The sequence below is a fragment of the Celerinatantimonas sediminis genome (assembly GCF_046054195.1).
Classification (GTDB): Bacteria; Pseudomonadota; Gammaproteobacteria; order Enterobacterales; family Celerinatantimonadaceae; genus Celerinatantimonas.
Map to the genome: position 1 here is coordinate 48,547 of NZ_JBEQCS010000007.1, position 15,066 is coordinate 63,612.

Sequence of the window (15,066 nt, forward strand, 5' to 3'; positions counted from 1 at the left end):
CTAGGCTAAGAAATTTTTTGTGTAAGAGACCATGACGAATCCGCTTTCAAAGCTTCCTGTTGGTAGTATTTTAGATGATTTACTCCAAGGTTTGAGCCAACAATCGCAGCTGTTACTTGCCGCGCCTCCTGGTGCGGGTAAATCAACTGCTGTGCCTTTAGCCATTTTACAAAAAGCACAACTCGATGGACTTATCGTGATGCTCGAGCCGCGCCGCTTAGCTGCGCGACATATTGCCCAGTTTTTGGCAAAAACGCTGGGTGAATCGGTTGGTGAGCAAGTAGGTTACCAGATGCGTGGTGAGTCAAAACGCTCTAAAGCCACTCGCTTGTTGATTGTCACCGAAGGTATCTTAACGCGAATGCTGCAAGATGACCCGATGCTCGAAGCGGTCAGTCTGGTGATTTTTGATGAGTTTCACGAGCGCAGCTTAAATGCCGACCTTGGTTTAGCATTATGCCTTGAAGCATGCGAGGTGAACGAATCCCTCAAATTATTGGTGATGTCGGCAACGCTTGATATCTCGGCGGTGCAAAAAGTATTACCTGATGCGCAGGTGATTACCTCTCAAGGGCGCTCTTTTCCTGTGCAAATTGATTATGCCCCATTGCCCAACCGAATGACCCTTGAGAGCCATTGTACGGGCGTTATTCAGTCGTTGCTGGAGCAATATGACGGCAGCATTTTGGTCTTTTTACCAGGTAGCGGTGAAATTCGTCAAGTGGCACAACTACTTGAGAAAATAGATCTTGGTGAAAATGTAAGTGTTCACCAACTTTTTGGTATGTTATCGATAGAGCGCCAGCAACAGGCCATTCAAGCGCCTTTAAATGGGCAACGTAAAGTGGTCTTAGCCACCAATATTGCAGAAACATCGTTAACTATTGAAGGCATCACGATTGTCGTTGACAGTGGCTTAGAGCGAGTTGCCCAGTATCATAGTGCCAGCGGTGTCACTCGCCTGAATACTAAGATGATTTGCCAGTCATCTGCCGAGCAGCGCTCCGGGCGAGCCGGACGCTTGTCAGCGGGTTTATGTGTGCGATTATTTAGCCAAGAGCAATTTAACCATCGACCTCGCTTTAATGATGCGCAGATTCTACGTAGTGACTTAACCACGCTTTTAGCACAGCTTAAACTTTGGGGCTCGGATGTTACCTCGTTAAATTGGATTGACCCACCACCAATTGGCGCGCTGACGAAGGCCGAAGCACTATTAAAGCAGCTTGGATTCTTGGATGATGCCGCTCATCTAACGGCAATGGCTCAGCAGGTCGGCCACTGGAGCGCTGACCCTCGAGTGGCAGCTTTATTATATCAAGCAACTCAATTGGCTAAGGTAGAGTCTCGTGACATATTGGCGCGTGGTGCGTATTTGGCAGCTGTACTTGAACAACGTTTATCTGGCCAGCAGAGCGATTTTCATCAATTATTGAGCCAGCTTGATGCCTCTTCCCGTCGTCAAATTGCTCGCCAAGGGCGAATATATCAAAAGATGATTGGCGCAGAAACGCTTGATGAGAGCTTCGAACATCCCCTTGATGGCGTGTTATTGGCAGCGGCTATGCCCGATCGTGTCGGTTGTCGGCAAGGCTCTCGTTATCAACTAGCCAATGGGTTTGCGCTGCAAAGCGCTCAAATGCACGCCGATTGGATAGTGGCTTTAGAGCTAGGTTGGCAAGAAGCTCGTAGTGCCGGCCAGCTGTATTTAAGTTGTGACATCCCCCAAGAGCAACTGGAGCAATTTTATCCCAAGTGGTTTTATCACCAAAAAGTCTGCGAATATGATGCCAGTCGCCAGGCATTTATTGCCCAGCAGCGATACTGTCTTGGGGCAATTGTCCTTAAATGTGTAAATGATAGTGAGCGCTCACCTGATGCACTACTCAAAGGCTGGTCTGAGCTGATAACTAAACGCGGATTAAGCTGGCTTCCTATGGGGAACAAAGCGCAAGATTTTCTTGTGCGTGTTAACTGTTTGAATCAGTGGCTGAGTGATTCACCATTGCCCGATATGAGTGATAAAACGCTGTTATCGAGTTTGTCCGATTGGTTGTGGCCGTATCTTGATGGTGTTTATCAGTACAAATCTTTAAAAAGCCTCGATTGGCTCGGGATGTTTAAATCGCTATGTGATTGGTCTCAACTGCAGTTGATTGATAGCTTAGCGCCTACCCGTTATCAGGCGCCATCTGGTCGCAATGTCGCAATTGATTATCAGCTTGGTGACGCGCCGCGGATCTCATTAAAACTTCAGGAAATGTTTGGTCAGCCACAGAGCCCAACGGTGGCCCGAGGTGTGCCTATCACCATTGAGCTTTTATCTCCGGGAGGGCATGTATTACAGCTCACTCAAGATCTGGCGAGTTTTTGGCAAAATGCCTATCCGCAGGTTCGTAAAGAGATGCGCGGTCGTTACCCGAAACATCCTTGGCCTGAAGATCCTATCCATAGCCAAGCAACGCGTCAGACGAACCGTCAGCTGCGCCAAAGTGGTCATTAATTCCATCCTATTATTTGATGACTAGCAAAATGGTGCGAGAGAGAATGGTTAAACCAATCAGGATAAAAATAGCGCTGCATATGAAGTCAATATATCGACCTGCTCTTTGCAGTTTGAGCTGAACTCGCTGAGATGACAAAAGCCAGGCCAGTGCGGCAAACCAGCTAAATGACAATCCCCAAAGAATAACTACTGCTTGGGCTTTTGCGATGAGCGGAAAATCGACCGGGATAAGCGTTGACACCAAGCTGATAAAAAATACCAGTGCTTTCGGATTCAGAATATTGGTTAAATAGCCTTTAGAGAGTGCTTGGCCATGATTTTCAAGCTGCAGGGCTTTATCTAAGTGCGCACTATCATCTGAAACATTCTGGTTAAAGAGGCCTTTAAGTGCCGAAAGACCTAAATAAAGTAGATAACTCCCACCTAGCAGTTCAATGATGCTAAACCAGTAGTAATGCTGACTCACTAATAAGCTGATGCCAGTAATACTTAACAATGCGTGCGTTAAAATTCCAAGCGATAATCCAAGCGCGATATAAATGCCGCGTTCTCGACCATAGCGGCTGGCATTTTGCACAACTAATGCAAAATCGGGCCCGGGGCTTAACAGGGCAACAAAATGGACTAAAGCTAATGTAATCAGCACATGGGCTTGGCTCATAAAACATCTCCGCGATAAAAATAAGATTGTCGCAATCAGAAGTTTTATGCGCTTGTAAAATAGTGACTAACGCACTTGCGAAGGTGTTACGCCATAAGCGCGTTTGAATGCTTTGCTAAAGTGAGCCTGATCGTAAAAGCCAACTTGCTGAGCAACATCGGTTCCTGGAATTTTGGCTTTAATCAGACCCATCGCCTGCTCAAGACGTAAGCGTAATAACCAAGCATAAGGGGTGATGCCCATGGCCGCTTTAAAATGGCGTTGAAACTGTACTGGGCTCAACTGGCAGATATTTGATAACTGGTGTAAATGGATGGGTTGGTCTAAATGCGCCAGCATAAATTCACGCAGTGTCGCTAATGTTTGTTGGCCCAATTGAACCGCTTGACGCTCTTTTATTGTCGCATAATGCTCGACTAACATTGAAAGTGCTTCGTAGGGGATGCAATCTTTGGCAAGTTGACTGAGCGTCTTATCATGCATTAACAGATGGGCCTGAATGAGCCGATAAAAAAGTGCTCGGTCTTTAATAATGAGCTGCTTAAAGGATAATATGGTTGGTTTTGCCAAATTTAAATGGGAGTCGAACCACTGCGGAGTGATGCTAAAAACTCGAACTTGATAACCGTAGGAGTGGGGTGCATAGCCATCATGAAGCTCATCTGGCTGCATGATCACCAGCTCCTCGGGGCCAATGCGATGGTGTTCGCCACGATATAAAAAACGCTGTTCACCCGCTGTAATCAGGCCAATATGGTAATCAAGATGATAGTGGCGCTCAAAGGCAAACTGCTGGTAGCTGCCGTGGATTAAGCCGATGCCTTTTTCATCGGTACTTTGATAATGAACTTTATCCATAGTGATTTGTTTGGCCTCTTTGTCATCAGTCTAGCTATGAGCAATAACGAGCGCTTGTAAAAAATGATCAACGAGGCCAAATCAGTGGCAGTTTATTTATACTTGACTGGCATCAAGCGCTTGGGTTAAATCCGCAAGAATGTCGTCAATATGTTCGATTCCAACTGATAGACGAATCATCTCTGGTTTTACCCCGGCTTCGGCTTGCTCTGATTTGCTCATTTGCCGGTGTGTTGTGGATGCTGGATGACAAGCCAACGATTTGGCATCACCGATGTTGACTAACCGCTTAAACAGATTTAGCGCATCATAGAATTTCACGCCTGCTGCATATCCGCCTTTTAGGCCAAAAGATAAAATAGCTGAGGCTTTACCTTTCATATAGCGTTCCGCCAATGGGTAAAATGGGCTATCGTCAAGACCGGCGTAGCTGACCCATTCCACTAGTGGATGTTCTTTAAGATAGTGGGCAACAGCGATTGCGTTCTCGCAGTGGCGCTCCATTCGCAGTGCAAGTGTTTCAAGTCCTTGCATAATTAAAAATGAATTCATGGGCGCAAGGGCCGCGCCTGTGTTGCGAAGAGAAACTGTGCGTGCTCGAGCAATATAGGCCGCGGGGCCAAACTCTTCGCTGTAGACAACACCGTGATAAGATGGCTCAGGCTGGTTAAGTTGTGGAAAACGGCCGCGGTCAGCCGTCCAGTCAAACATTCCTGAATCGACAATTGCTCCAGCAAGAGTAGTGCCATGGCCACCGATGTATTTGGTCAGTGAATGCACCACAATATCAGCACCATACTCAAATGGTTTACAAAGCGCGGGGGTCGCAACGGTGTTATCGACAATTAACGGAACACTCTGGGCGTGGGCGACCAAACTGAGCTCTTCAATATCAATGATATTCCCTGCAGGGTTACCGATGCTTTCACAATAAACCGCTTTGGTATTGCGATCGATGAGTTTCGCAATAGCTTGCGGGCTGTCATCTTCGGCAAAGCGCACTTCAATGCCTTGTTTGGGTAACATATGGGCAAAAAGAGTGTAGGTTCCACCATATAATTGTGGCGTAGACACAATATTGTCGCCCATCTGCGCTAAATTCTGAATGGCATAGGTAATTGCCGCAGCTCCTGAACCAACGACTAATGCGCCAACACCGCCTTCAAGCGCTGCTAGGCGTTTTTCTAACACATCGTTAGTTGGATTCATTAGCCGAGTATAAATATTGCCGGGTACGGCCAAGTCAAATAAGTCGGCACCATGCTGGGCATTGTCAAATTCGTAAGCGGCAGTTTGATAAATAGGAACGGCGACCGATTTAGTGGTCGGTTCGCTTTGATATCCGCCATGGATAGCGATGGTTTCATCTTTCATCGTTACTCCTTGTGTAAATACTCATTATTATTTGAATGATACTCTACAGGGTTTTAGTTTAAAGGTCAGAAACAAATCAAGTCGTCATTGGGGCAATTGGATATATGATTGTAAAATTTACCCAGTTAGTATGCTTTACTGCTCTTATTACATATAGCTGTCATACCAAGCCTATGATAGCCTTTTAGCGCTTATGTCAGATGGCCTTTGAATTTTATGGCAAAAAAACCACAAAACCAGCAATCGAAACCTCGCGTCACAAAAACGTCACCGTCAAAACGTCGTCCCAGCTCAAAAAAACCGCCTCGTCGCAGGCGCTGGAGAGGGTTGTTTATTAAATGTTTTGTCGCTTTTGTTGTGATTATTGGCGCTTGGGGTGTCTACCTTGATAGCAAAATCCGATATCGATTTGATGGCCACAAATGGCAACTTCCGGCCGTTATTTATGGTCGCGAACTGAGCTTATATCCAAATCTTCGCCTAACTCGGCAAGAGGTCGAGCGCGAACTAAAACAGCTTAACTATCGTAAAGTGGCACATCCGCTCTCATCGGGTGAGTTCTCGGCTTCTGACTATAAAATCGCGATGGTGCGCCGTCCTTTTACTTTCCCTAATGGTTCGCAGGGCGCTGTTCCGGTGCTCTTAAGCTTTTCAAAAACGCGGTTGGTAAAAATTCAGAACCGTGACACTGGCGCGCCACTTTCGCATTTGCGCCTTGATCCGGTATTGATTGACCGTATTTCCACAGGTAGCAGTGAAGATCGCTTGTTCGTCCCACTTTCGCAAATACCTAAATCGCTAACCCAAGCTCTCATTGAAACTGAAGATCGAGATTTTTATCACCACGAGGGGGTTTCGCTCACCGGCATTGCTCGTGCGTTTGTGGTGAACTTAATGGCTGGTCACACCGTTCAAGGCGGTAGTACGATTACCCAGCAGCTGGCAAAAAATCTCTTTTTAACCCGCCGCCAGACGCTCTGGCGAAAAATCCAAGAAGCTTATATGGCGGTGTTAATTAGTCTTCGTTATTCCAAACAAGATGTTTTGGAAACATACTTAAATGAAGTCTATTTAGGACAGAACGGCAGTCGCTCGGTGCATGGGATTGGACTTGCCAGTTATTTTTATTTTGGTCGTCCGGTTAACGATTTGAGTATGGACCAGCAGGCATTGCTGGTGGCATTGGTCAAAGGCCCATCTTATTACGACCCATGGCGCCATCCGCAGCGTGCACGTCAGCGGCGCGATGTGGTGCTGCGATTAATGGTTCAAGCGGGCTATCTTGATGGCTATCAGTATCAAGAAATGGTAGCTCGGCCATTGGATTTAGTACCGCGTGGCGAGATGGGATATCAGCGTATCCCTGGGTTTGTTGAGTTGGTGCGCCAATCGCTTGATGCACATTTTCAAAATTGGCAAAAAGCCAGTGGCCTACGCATCTTTACCACACTTGAACCAATTGCGCAGCGCCAAGCACAAAATGCTGCAAAAGAACGTCTTCATGCGATGCACAGGCCTCACTTGCAAGCGGCGATGGTGGTTACCGATCGCCATAGCGGAGCCATTCGGGCGCTAGTTGGCAGCCGTGACGGCGATGACACAGGGTTTAACCGCGCTTTAAATGCGCATCGTCAAGTCGGCTCTTTGTTAAAACCATTTATTTATCTGACCGCCTACGAAACTGGCCATTCGCCGGGTGAGCTATTAGATGATAGTCCTTTGAGTGTGAAGTTGGATGATGGTCAAACTTGGCAGCCGCATAACTACAGCCGTAAATTTGGTCCACCTGTGATGCTCTATAAGGCGTTAGCAGAGTCTCTTAATGTCCCAACGGTGCGTTTAGGAATGTCAGTGGGCGTGGATGAATTTATCGATACTCTGCACCAAGCAGGGCTTGATATGTCGCTAAAACCCTACCCATCATTATTACTTGGCGCGGTTGAGTTATCCCCCATGCAGGTTGCTCAGATTTATCAGACGATTGCTAACGAAGGGGTTTATCAGCCGCTTTATAGTATTTCCTCGGTCGTGGATGCTCACAACAAAGTGATTTATCGCCACCAGAGTCAACCGCAGCGGCGTTTTGCTCCCGTTCCCACCTATCAAATTTTGTTTAATATGATTCAGGTTGCCCGTATTGGTACAGGACATTCACTTAAATGGCGAATTCCGCGGGTGAATGTGGCGGGTAAAACCGGTACGACTGATGATTTACGTGACAGTTGGTTTGTCGGATTTGATGACCGTCAATTGGTGACGACTTGGGTTGGGCGAGACGATAATAAACCCGCTAATGTGACAGGTGCCACAGCGGCGCTACCTATTTTTGCCAATTATTTGAAAGCCACAGGCGCTCAATCTCTACGATTGGTGAGCCCGCAGCATTTAAGTTGGTTAAACTTTTCACCTGATACCGGGCAGGTGGTCGATAGCCATTGTAAAGGCAGTGTGCTGTTACCTGCCCCAGAATCGTTTGCGCAAAATAAACAACCCTGTCAAAGCGGTGGGTTGGGCGCATTTTTCAGAAAAGTATTTTAAGTTGTTTACCTCTATCGATGTGAATACAAATAGCGCTAAGTAGAAGTAAAACCTTCACTATTCACCCCTCCCAAATGGGCTATAGAGTTGCCCGTATATGAGGGGTGAATTTATCTGGCAAATCGATATAGCGGCTTTAGCGAACGCGCACTAATATTCATTACAACGAATGAATATAGGACATCTAGTGAGGTTGGAATGAAAAAAACATCGATAGCAGTCATGCTGGGGATTTTAGTGAGCACTGGTTTAACAAGTACAGTTTTTGCGGCAAGCACTGATACTCAAAGTGCTGTGTTTATCCGTGCTCCCCAAGATGGCGCAAGACCTTCTGATCCCAATGCGCAGGGCGCACCAAACCAGTTATTAGCTTATAACCAGCATAGCGACACTACTGCTGAGCCAAGTGAACAGCCAGCGGCTGAAACCGCTACAACAGCGCAAGAGCCTGCGGCAACCGACACCGTTGAAGAACCTGCGATGATTGTGTTAACTGGCCCTATGGCAAAACATGTTCACCTGAACGAAGAAAAAACTGAAATTGTTGGCTTTGATCCGGTGCATTTTGCACTCAATAAAAGCACGTTGACACCGAAAGATCAGCAGATGCTAGGCTATTACGCACAGGTTTTAAGTGAACATCCAACTCAGGTGATGCTCAGTGGTTATGCCGATGGCAGTGGTAGCTCCAAATACAATCAACGTTTGAGTACTTTGCGTGTGCAACAAGTTCAGCAGTATCTGGTTAATCAAGGTGTAGATGCAAAAATGGTCAAAAGTGAAGCGTTTGGTGAAAAAGACCCGATTGCGTCAAATAAAACCCCTGAAGGTCGCGCTGAAAACCGCCGTGTTGAGTTAGTCGTTCAGCCATAAGGTTGCTTGTTGCCATAATGGGTTGTGGCAGATGAAATAAACAGATAACTAAAAAGCCAGTGAAATAAATTCACTGGCTTTTTTATAAGCAAAATAGTTCCTAAAAAAGAGATATAAACTGCTTATTCTCTGCGGATATATCATTAAAAACCCTATTTTAAGGGTGGTATTATTAATCCTTTCATGTACTATACATCCGTCAATTGTCATGATGAATTCTTCTTTGTTTTTAGTTAGTTATGCTAAATAAAATGTTTATTTATTAGGTGTTAAACCACTTAAAAGTATTAGATTTATTTATTTAAAATCATTCTTTGATACTAAAGTGCTAAAAATATCTAATGAATTAGTTTGAGTAAATAGGCGTAAAGTATTTCTGTTTCATGCAGATATATGTGTTAACTCACTTTTTAAAGTGATGAATGATTCTGATTAGAAATTGATTTTCCTTATCTTGTCTTGCTCATCTCAGTGGTGCTTGTCACTTCAGTAAATTTTTACATGCGTGTGAGGGAGCAATGTCGGTCTTAGTCAAGAGTAGTAGTTCAAAAGGAGTTAACGCATGAAGCGTTTTTTTGAAAACCTCTCAATAGGTAATAAATTAGCCTCGGGGTTTGGCGTCGTCTTAGTTCTCACCGCAATTGTTGCCTGGACAGGCTATTATGGTTTGGGGCGGCTCACAGAGCAAACCCATCATATGAAATATCTCTCTGATATGGGTGAAACTTTTCTTAAGCTCAAAGTTGATCGCCAGCAATATATCAACACGCATAATGAAGCTGACGCAGATACCTTTACTAAAGAGTTAAATAACTATCGAGAATTGCTCGGACACTATCAACAGACTTTAGGAGCTAATGCTGGTTACGATACAGCTAAGACCCAACTTGGGCAGTATGAAGATTCGTTTAATCAGCTACGCAGTAAAATCAAACGAGCCAGTGCTCTGACTGCTCAGTCGTTTGAATATGTTGAACAAATTGCTAATGATTTTCCAACGTTGATGCAAAGCTTGGCACAAGCTAAAGATAGTCAGGCATTGCTGAATGCTGCTAAAGCAGAGCATATGTTTGCGCTATTAAATACCACGTTGCAGATGGAAGCAGTCCAAAATAAACCTCTAACTGTCAGCACTGCTGAAGAGCAAGCAAGCCAAATTGATAGTCTTTTAGATGAGATCACAAGCTCCAATGCTGCGAGCACATCGACTGTGTCTGATATTAAATCCATATTGCACAGTTATATGCAGTTGGTACACGAATACAGTGTACGCATGAAAGAAGCCGTTCAGGAACAACACAACTTTGCGGCCATTGCGGCGCAAATGAATGTCCATCTTGATAAAGTCAGAGCCACTCAGCGCCAAGAGCAGTATAAGGTCACAGACCGCACCTCCAAGACATTGCTTATTGTGTCATTGGTAGCGATTTTATTGGGAATTTTCTTTGGTTGGTTTATTCGCTATCTAACCATTATTCCATTGTCTAGAGTAATGGAAATGGCAACCCAGCTGGCTGATGGTAAACTGGCGAATATTCACGATATTGAGCGCAAAGATGAACTGGGCCAATTGCATAATCTGTTCGCTAAGTTAAGTAACAATATGCGTGAAGTAATTGGCGATATTATTGCTGGGATGAGCCAACTTAGCAGCGCCGTAAATCAGTTATCTAAATCGATTGCTCAAAGCTCCGCTAAAATGAGTGATCAGCACCAAGAAACTGACCAAGTGGCAACAGCCATTAACGAAATGGCCGCAACTGTGCATGAAGTGGCGAATAATGCTGAATCAACTGCACATACAGCGATTGAGACTGACCGACAAGTTGAGCAGGGCAACGAAATGGTTCATGGAGCAGCGGCTCTGATTGCAGGCCTTGCCAGTGAACTTAATAAAACCACTGAAGCGATGAATGAACTCAAACAGGACTCGGATAGTGTTGGGAACATTTTAAGTGTGATTAAAGATGTGGCTGATCAGACTAACTTGCTAGCGCTTAATGCTGCTATTGAAGCAGCTCGGGCCGGCGAAGCTGGTCGCGGCTTTGCGGTGGTGGCAGATGAAGTGCGTAATTTAGCAAGTCGTACCCAGCAGTCGGCCGAAGAGATTGAAATACTCGTAAATCGCTTGCAAGTGCGCGCTGATAGCTCTCTTGAAATGATGATCCAAAGTCGTGATAAATCAGCCGATAATGCCGATAAAGCGCAAGGTGTGATTACGGTCTTTAAACAGATTAATGAATCAATGACTCAGTTGCAGGATATGTCGCAACAAATTGCAACAGCGGCCGAAGAGCAGAGTCAGGTTTCTGAAGATATTAATCAGCGGGTGATTTCTGTTCGCGATCTTGCCGATGAAACATCTAAGGCTTCGCAAGAAGCTGAACAAGCGATTATCAGTCTGAGTGCGTTAAGCACACAGATGAAACAACTGACTGAACGTTTTAGTCTTGCTGATTAAAACTGGCAATGAGCCGCTTTATGCGGCTCATTTTGATGGCTACAGTTTAGAAAATGCGTAATCAGCGGCATCCAAGGTAGTGTTGATTTCCCGTTGGCCGTGAGCGGCTGACATAAAGGTTGCTTCAAATGGCGATGGTGCTAAATAAATTCCCTGTTCCAGCATCAGGTGGAAGAACTTATTAAAGCGTTCCTTGTCGCTTTGGCATGATTCACTAAAGCAAGTAACCTTTTCTAAATCAGTAAAGAAATATCCCATCATCGCCCCAACTTGGTTGACGACCAGATTCACACCATGTTTTTTCGCTCTATCACGCAGCCCCTGGGCGAGTTGCTCACTTGCTTGTTGTAAATGCAGATGAACATTTTGATCGCTAATTAAGTTCAATGAGGCATGTCCGGCTGCCATGGCAACTGGATTTCCTGATAATGTCCCAGCCTGATAAACCGGCCCAATTGGGGCAAGATAATCCATCACATCGCTGCGTCCACCAAATGCACCGACTGGCATCCCACCACCGATGATTTTACCCAATGTCGTTAAATCAGGGGCGACGTTGTAATATTCCTGAGCACCGCCTCGAGCCACACGAAAACCGGTCATGACTTCATCAATAATTAATAAACTGCCATATTGATCGCACAAAGCGCGAAGCCCCGGTAAGAATTCTGGTTGCGGTAAGATACAGTTCATATTACCAGCGACTGGTTCGACAATAATTGCGGCAACTTGTCCTGGGTTTTGCTCAAACAAAGTTTTAACTGAATCCAGATCGTTATAAGTGGCAGTTAAGGTGTGCCGTGCAAAATCAGCGGGTACTCCAGGTGAGTCAGGTTCGCCTAAGGTCAGTGCTCCAGAGCCGGCTTTAACCAGAAGTGTGTCAGCATGACCGTGGTAGCAACCTTCAAACTTAATGAATTTGTCACGATTCGTGTAGCCACGAGCCAAGCGGATAGCACTCATGGTGGCTTCTGTGCCTGAGTTGACCATGCGCACTTTTTCCATCGAAGGCATCAGTGCGTGAATTTGCTCAGCGACCGTTGTTTCAATCGCGGTCGGTGCTCCGAAGCTCAAGCCATGGCTTACGGCATCAATCACCGCTTGGCGAATCGCTGGATGGTTATGTCCCATGATCATCGGTCCCCAAGAGCCTACATAATCGATGTAAGCCTTGCCATCAACATCATAGATATACGCGCCGTCAGCACGGTCAATAAAAAGTGGCGAACCGCCTACACTCTTAAATGCACGAACTGGCGAGTTTACGCCCCCGGGAATAGCCTTGAGGGCTTGTTGAAATAGTTCATCTGAACGAGACATAAGCGAGATCCTTGCCCGTAAAATTAGTGAATTGAATAACCGCATATCATAGCAAACTTTGCATATACGCTAAACGAACTGCTATAAAATGATTCATTATATATACCTGTTTTAATCCCGATGGTAATACTTGAACTCTTTACTCAGGTATTGGATAATTTATTCATCTACAAAGTTTGAGGTAATAAACGTGTCTGATTCTATGCCTGTTCCGATTCAGTTTACTGATGCGGCAGCTGCTAAAGTCAAAGCGCTGATTTCGGAAGAAGAAAATCCAAATCTAAAATTGCGGGTTTATGTCACTGGGGGCGGATGCTCTGGGTTCTCCTATGGCTTTACCTTCGATGAAAAGGTCAATGAAGGCGATACTAAAGTCGATAATGACGGCGTATCGATGGTTGTTGATTCAATGAGCTTGCAGTTTTTAGTTGGCGGTATTGTTGATTATACCGAAGGGCTGGAAGGTTCTCGGTTTTTAGTGAATAACCCTAATGCCAAGACCACCTGTGGTTGTGGCTCTTCATTTTCTATCTAATCATCTTCTTTTATAAACTCACACAGACATGCACCGAATGATTCGGTGCTGTGCTGTTTTAGTGCAAATGAGTATCTTCGGGGCACGATAAGCTGTCACCATTTAAAGTTCGAATGATTGTGGCTCTGAGGGTATTTCATCCTGCGAGTATTTTTGCGTGAGTGAATCATCCTAAATTCTATTTTTTATATATTTTTATATAGATATTTAAACTCATATAAACATTAAATTCAGAATTTAAAACTTTTATCTTATTTTTTTATGAAATTTTTAAAATCTTGGTATGAGATTTTCATATGTTATAGCGTGGACTCAACATCCACCGTTTCTTTTAGTTAACGCTCATTGAGTGTTTCGATGAGAAATGACATGGTTCTACTAAAGAAGTGTTCTCGCTTCTCCTTTTGCTCTCACCCCGTTGGCTTCAGCGGGGTCTTTTTTTATCTGCAATTTATTATCGCCATCTCATGAGTTGTTTTTAAATCAACTTAACATCATGAATAATCAGTAAATATATTGAAAAACCTCACTGATTATGTGCATTATTGAGTCTTCGTTGATTCTAATGTAAATGGTCCATGGCAAATCCGTATCGCCATATGTTGGCAAATCCTGGCGCTGTTGCGTTGATGATAACCAGCTTTTTTATCAAGCTCCCTCAAGCGATGGTCAGTATAGGTCTTATCACGATGCTGGTGCAGCATCAAAAACTTTATTGGTTAGCTGGTGGTGTTGCAGCGACTTATACCCTGGTTAACGCATTTTTAAGTCCTCAAATTTCTAAACTAGTTGACCGTCTTGGGCAAAGCCGTGTTTTACCGTTTGTCACCGCCTTTAGCCTGATAATGTTGCTCATATTGCTTGGTTGTGTTCATTTGAATGCAGCTCTGCCATGGTATTTTATTTTTGCAGCCCTTAGTGGAACAATGCCAAATATGTCGGCAATGGCACGTGCGCGTTGGGCAGAATTGTTTCGTGGTCGTTCAATGCTACATACTGCGTTTTCATTGGATTCGGTTTTAACCGAAGCGGCCTATGTCATTGGTCCGACATTAGCCATTGGTCTTAGCACGAGTTTATTTGCCGAAGCAGGACCTTTGTTGGCGGTGGTTATTCTAATTTTTGGACTTACTGTTTTCTTGTGTCAGCGCAAAAGTGAGCCGCGAGTTAATAAAAATGCGCCCTATCAAAAGGGCTCAGCGTTGGCGATTCCAAGCATCCGCTTAATTTTGCTCTCTTTTATCGCGATGGGAACGATTGGTGGCTCCGTTGATGTCGTCGTAGTTGCTTTTGCCAAAGCCCAGCACATAGCTCAAGCTGCAAGTTTTATTTTAGCTGCCTATGCGTTTGGCTCAATGGTCGCAGGATTAGTGTTCGGACTGGTGAGGGTGAAAATTCCCATGGAAAACCAACTGCTTATCAGTGCTATCGCAACATCAGTAACTATTATACTGCCTGCGATTTCCCCTAATGTTATGATAATGACGGGGGCGGCATTTATTGCTGGGATGTCCTTTGCCCCTACGGTGGTGATTGTGATGAGTCTATGCAGTTTAATTTTGCCATCATCAAAACTCACTGAAGGAATTACTTGGGTTTCAACTGGCCTTGGTTGCGGTGTTGCTTTAGGTGGAATGCTAAGTGGCCGCGTGATTGACTCATTTGGCGCTCGCGCCGGGTTTTGTGTGCCTGTTTTAGCCGGGTTTGTGGTGGTATTTGCGGCTATTTTAGGCATGCGTGTTTTGCGCCAAGGCCAAGCATCGCTTAAAGAGATTGAAGTATCTGCCACATAGTTATAGGTTCTCCTAAAATATTAGAGGCTAACGATGAAATATCGCTCTTCATTACTTGCTGTGACTGATTCTCTAAATTCCAGTTATCTATGATGTCGATATCGGGCATTTAGCTCCTAACTTGCTCTGTTCCTAATTGGGCTTTGT

Annotated in this window: 10 protein-coding genes; 6 read left to right on the forward strand and 4 right to left on the reverse strand. The window is 44.9% G+C overall.

What is annotated here, in order from left to right; genetic code table 11:
- The first annotated feature begins 31 nt into the window (after positions 1–31).
- Positions 32–2,503 carry an ATP-dependent helicase HrpB gene (gene hrpB / locus ABTQ23_RS10000; protein WP_408615574.1) on the forward strand — a complete coding sequence of 824 codons (2,472 nt, stop codon included), beginning with the start codon at positions 32–34 and terminating at the stop codon, positions 2,501–2,503.
- 10 nt (positions 2,504–2,513) lie between these two features.
- On the opposite strand, the gene ABTQ23_RS10005 is transcribed toward hrpB, so the two are convergent.
- The 3 genes from ABTQ23_RS10005 to ABTQ23_RS10015 form a co-directional block, all read right to left on the reverse strand.
- A complete protein-coding gene (locus ABTQ23_RS10005) occupies positions 2,514–3,167 on the reverse strand; it encodes a LysE family translocator (protein ID WP_408615575.1) in 654 nt (217 codons plus the stop codon).
- Positions 3,168–3,233: 66 nt separating this feature from the next.
- Complete coding sequence (locus ABTQ23_RS10010; RefSeq protein WP_408615576.1) at positions 3,234–4,025, reverse strand: AraC family transcriptional regulator; 792 nt, start codon at positions 4,023–4,025, stop codon at positions 3,234–3,236.
- 96 nt (positions 4,026–4,121) lie between these two features.
- Positions 4,122–5,399 (reverse strand): O-acetylhomoserine aminocarboxypropyltransferase/cysteine synthase family protein, encoded by a 1,278-nt coding sequence (locus ABTQ23_RS10015; protein WP_408615577.1) that lies wholly within the window; start codon positions 5,397–5,399, stop codon positions 4,122–4,124.
- 327 nt (positions 5,400–5,726) lie between these two features.
- On the opposite strand from ABTQ23_RS10015, the gene mrcB reads away from it, so the two are divergent.
- The 3 genes from mrcB to ABTQ23_RS10030 all read left to right on the forward strand — a co-directional run bounded on the left by mrcB (position 5,727) and on the right by ABTQ23_RS10030 (position 11,271).
- Entirely contained in the window at positions 5,727–7,937 is a 2,211-nt protein-coding gene (gene mrcB / locus ABTQ23_RS10020) for a penicillin-binding protein 1B (protein ID WP_408615578.1), read from the forward strand.
- Between the two features lie 198 nt (positions 7,938–8,135).
- Positions 8,136–8,810, forward strand: coding sequence for an OmpA family protein (locus ABTQ23_RS10025; protein WP_408615579.1), 675 nt, complete (start codon positions 8,136–8,138; stop codon positions 8,808–8,810).
- A gap of 562 nt (positions 8,811–9,372) precedes the next feature.
- A complete protein-coding gene (locus ABTQ23_RS10030; protein ID WP_408615580.1) occupies positions 9,373–11,271 on the forward strand; it encodes a HAMP domain-containing methyl-accepting chemotaxis protein in 1,899 nt (632 codons plus the stop codon).
- A 39-nt stretch (positions 11,272–11,310) separates the two neighbouring features.
- Here ABTQ23_RS10030 and hemL read toward each other — a convergent pair whose 3' ends face one another.
- On the reverse strand, positions 11,311–12,591 hold the full coding sequence (hemL, locus tag ABTQ23_RS10035) for a glutamate-1-semialdehyde 2,1-aminomutase (RefSeq protein WP_408615581.1): 1,281 nt from the start codon (positions 12,589–12,591) through the stop codon (positions 11,311–11,313).
- A gap of 202 nt (positions 12,592–12,793) precedes the next feature.
- Here hemL and erpA point away from each other — a divergent pair, with 202 nt between their 5' ends.
- A complete protein-coding gene (gene erpA, locus ABTQ23_RS10040; RefSeq protein ID WP_408615702.1) occupies positions 12,794–13,126 on the forward strand; it encodes an iron-sulfur cluster insertion protein ErpA in 333 nt (110 codons plus the stop codon).
- 578 nt (positions 13,127–13,704) lie between these two features.
- The gene (locus ABTQ23_RS10045; RefSeq protein WP_408615582.1) at positions 13,705–14,919 is read left to right on the forward strand and encodes an MFS transporter; all 1,215 of its coding nucleotides are present in this window, start codon (positions 13,705–13,707) and stop codon (positions 14,917–14,919) included.
- The last annotated feature ends 147 nt before the right edge of the window (positions 14,920–15,066 follow it).

What these genes read in the sequence shown, in the direction of transcription:
- hrpB (WP_408615574.1), top strand. Translation starts at nt 32, where the DNA reads ATGACGAATCCGCTTTCAAAGCTTCCTGTTGGTAGTATTTTAGATGAT.
- ABTQ23_RS10005 (WP_408615575.1), bottom strand. Translation starts at nt 3,167, where the DNA reads ATGAGCCAAGCCCATGTGCTGATTACATTAGCTTTAGTCCATTTTGTT.
- ABTQ23_RS10010 (WP_408615576.1), bottom strand. Translation starts at nt 4,025, where the DNA reads ATGGATAAAGTTCATTATCAAAGTACCGATGAAAAAGGCATCGGCTTA.
- ABTQ23_RS10015 (WP_408615577.1), bottom strand. Translation starts at nt 5,399, where the DNA reads ATGAAAGATGAAACCATCGCTATCCATGGCGGATATCAAAGCGAACCG.
- ABTQ23_RS10025 (WP_408615579.1), top strand. Translation starts at nt 8,136, where the DNA reads ATGAAAAAAACATCGATAGCAGTCATGCTGGGGATTTTAGTGAGCACT.
- ABTQ23_RS10030 (WP_408615580.1), top strand. Translation starts at nt 9,373, where the DNA reads ATGAAGCGTTTTTTTGAAAACCTCTCAATAGGTAATAAATTAGCCTCG.
- hemL (WP_408615581.1), bottom strand. Translation starts at nt 12,591, where the DNA reads ATGTCTCGTTCAGATGAACTATTTCAACAAGCCCTCAAGGCTATTCCC.
- erpA (WP_408615702.1), top strand. Translation starts at nt 12,794, where the DNA reads ATGCCTGTTCCGATTCAGTTTACTGATGCGGCAGCTGCTAAAGTCAAA.
- ABTQ23_RS10045 (WP_408615582.1), top strand. Translation starts at nt 13,705, where the DNA reads ATGGCAAATCCGTATCGCCATATGTTGGCAAATCCTGGCGCTGTTGCG.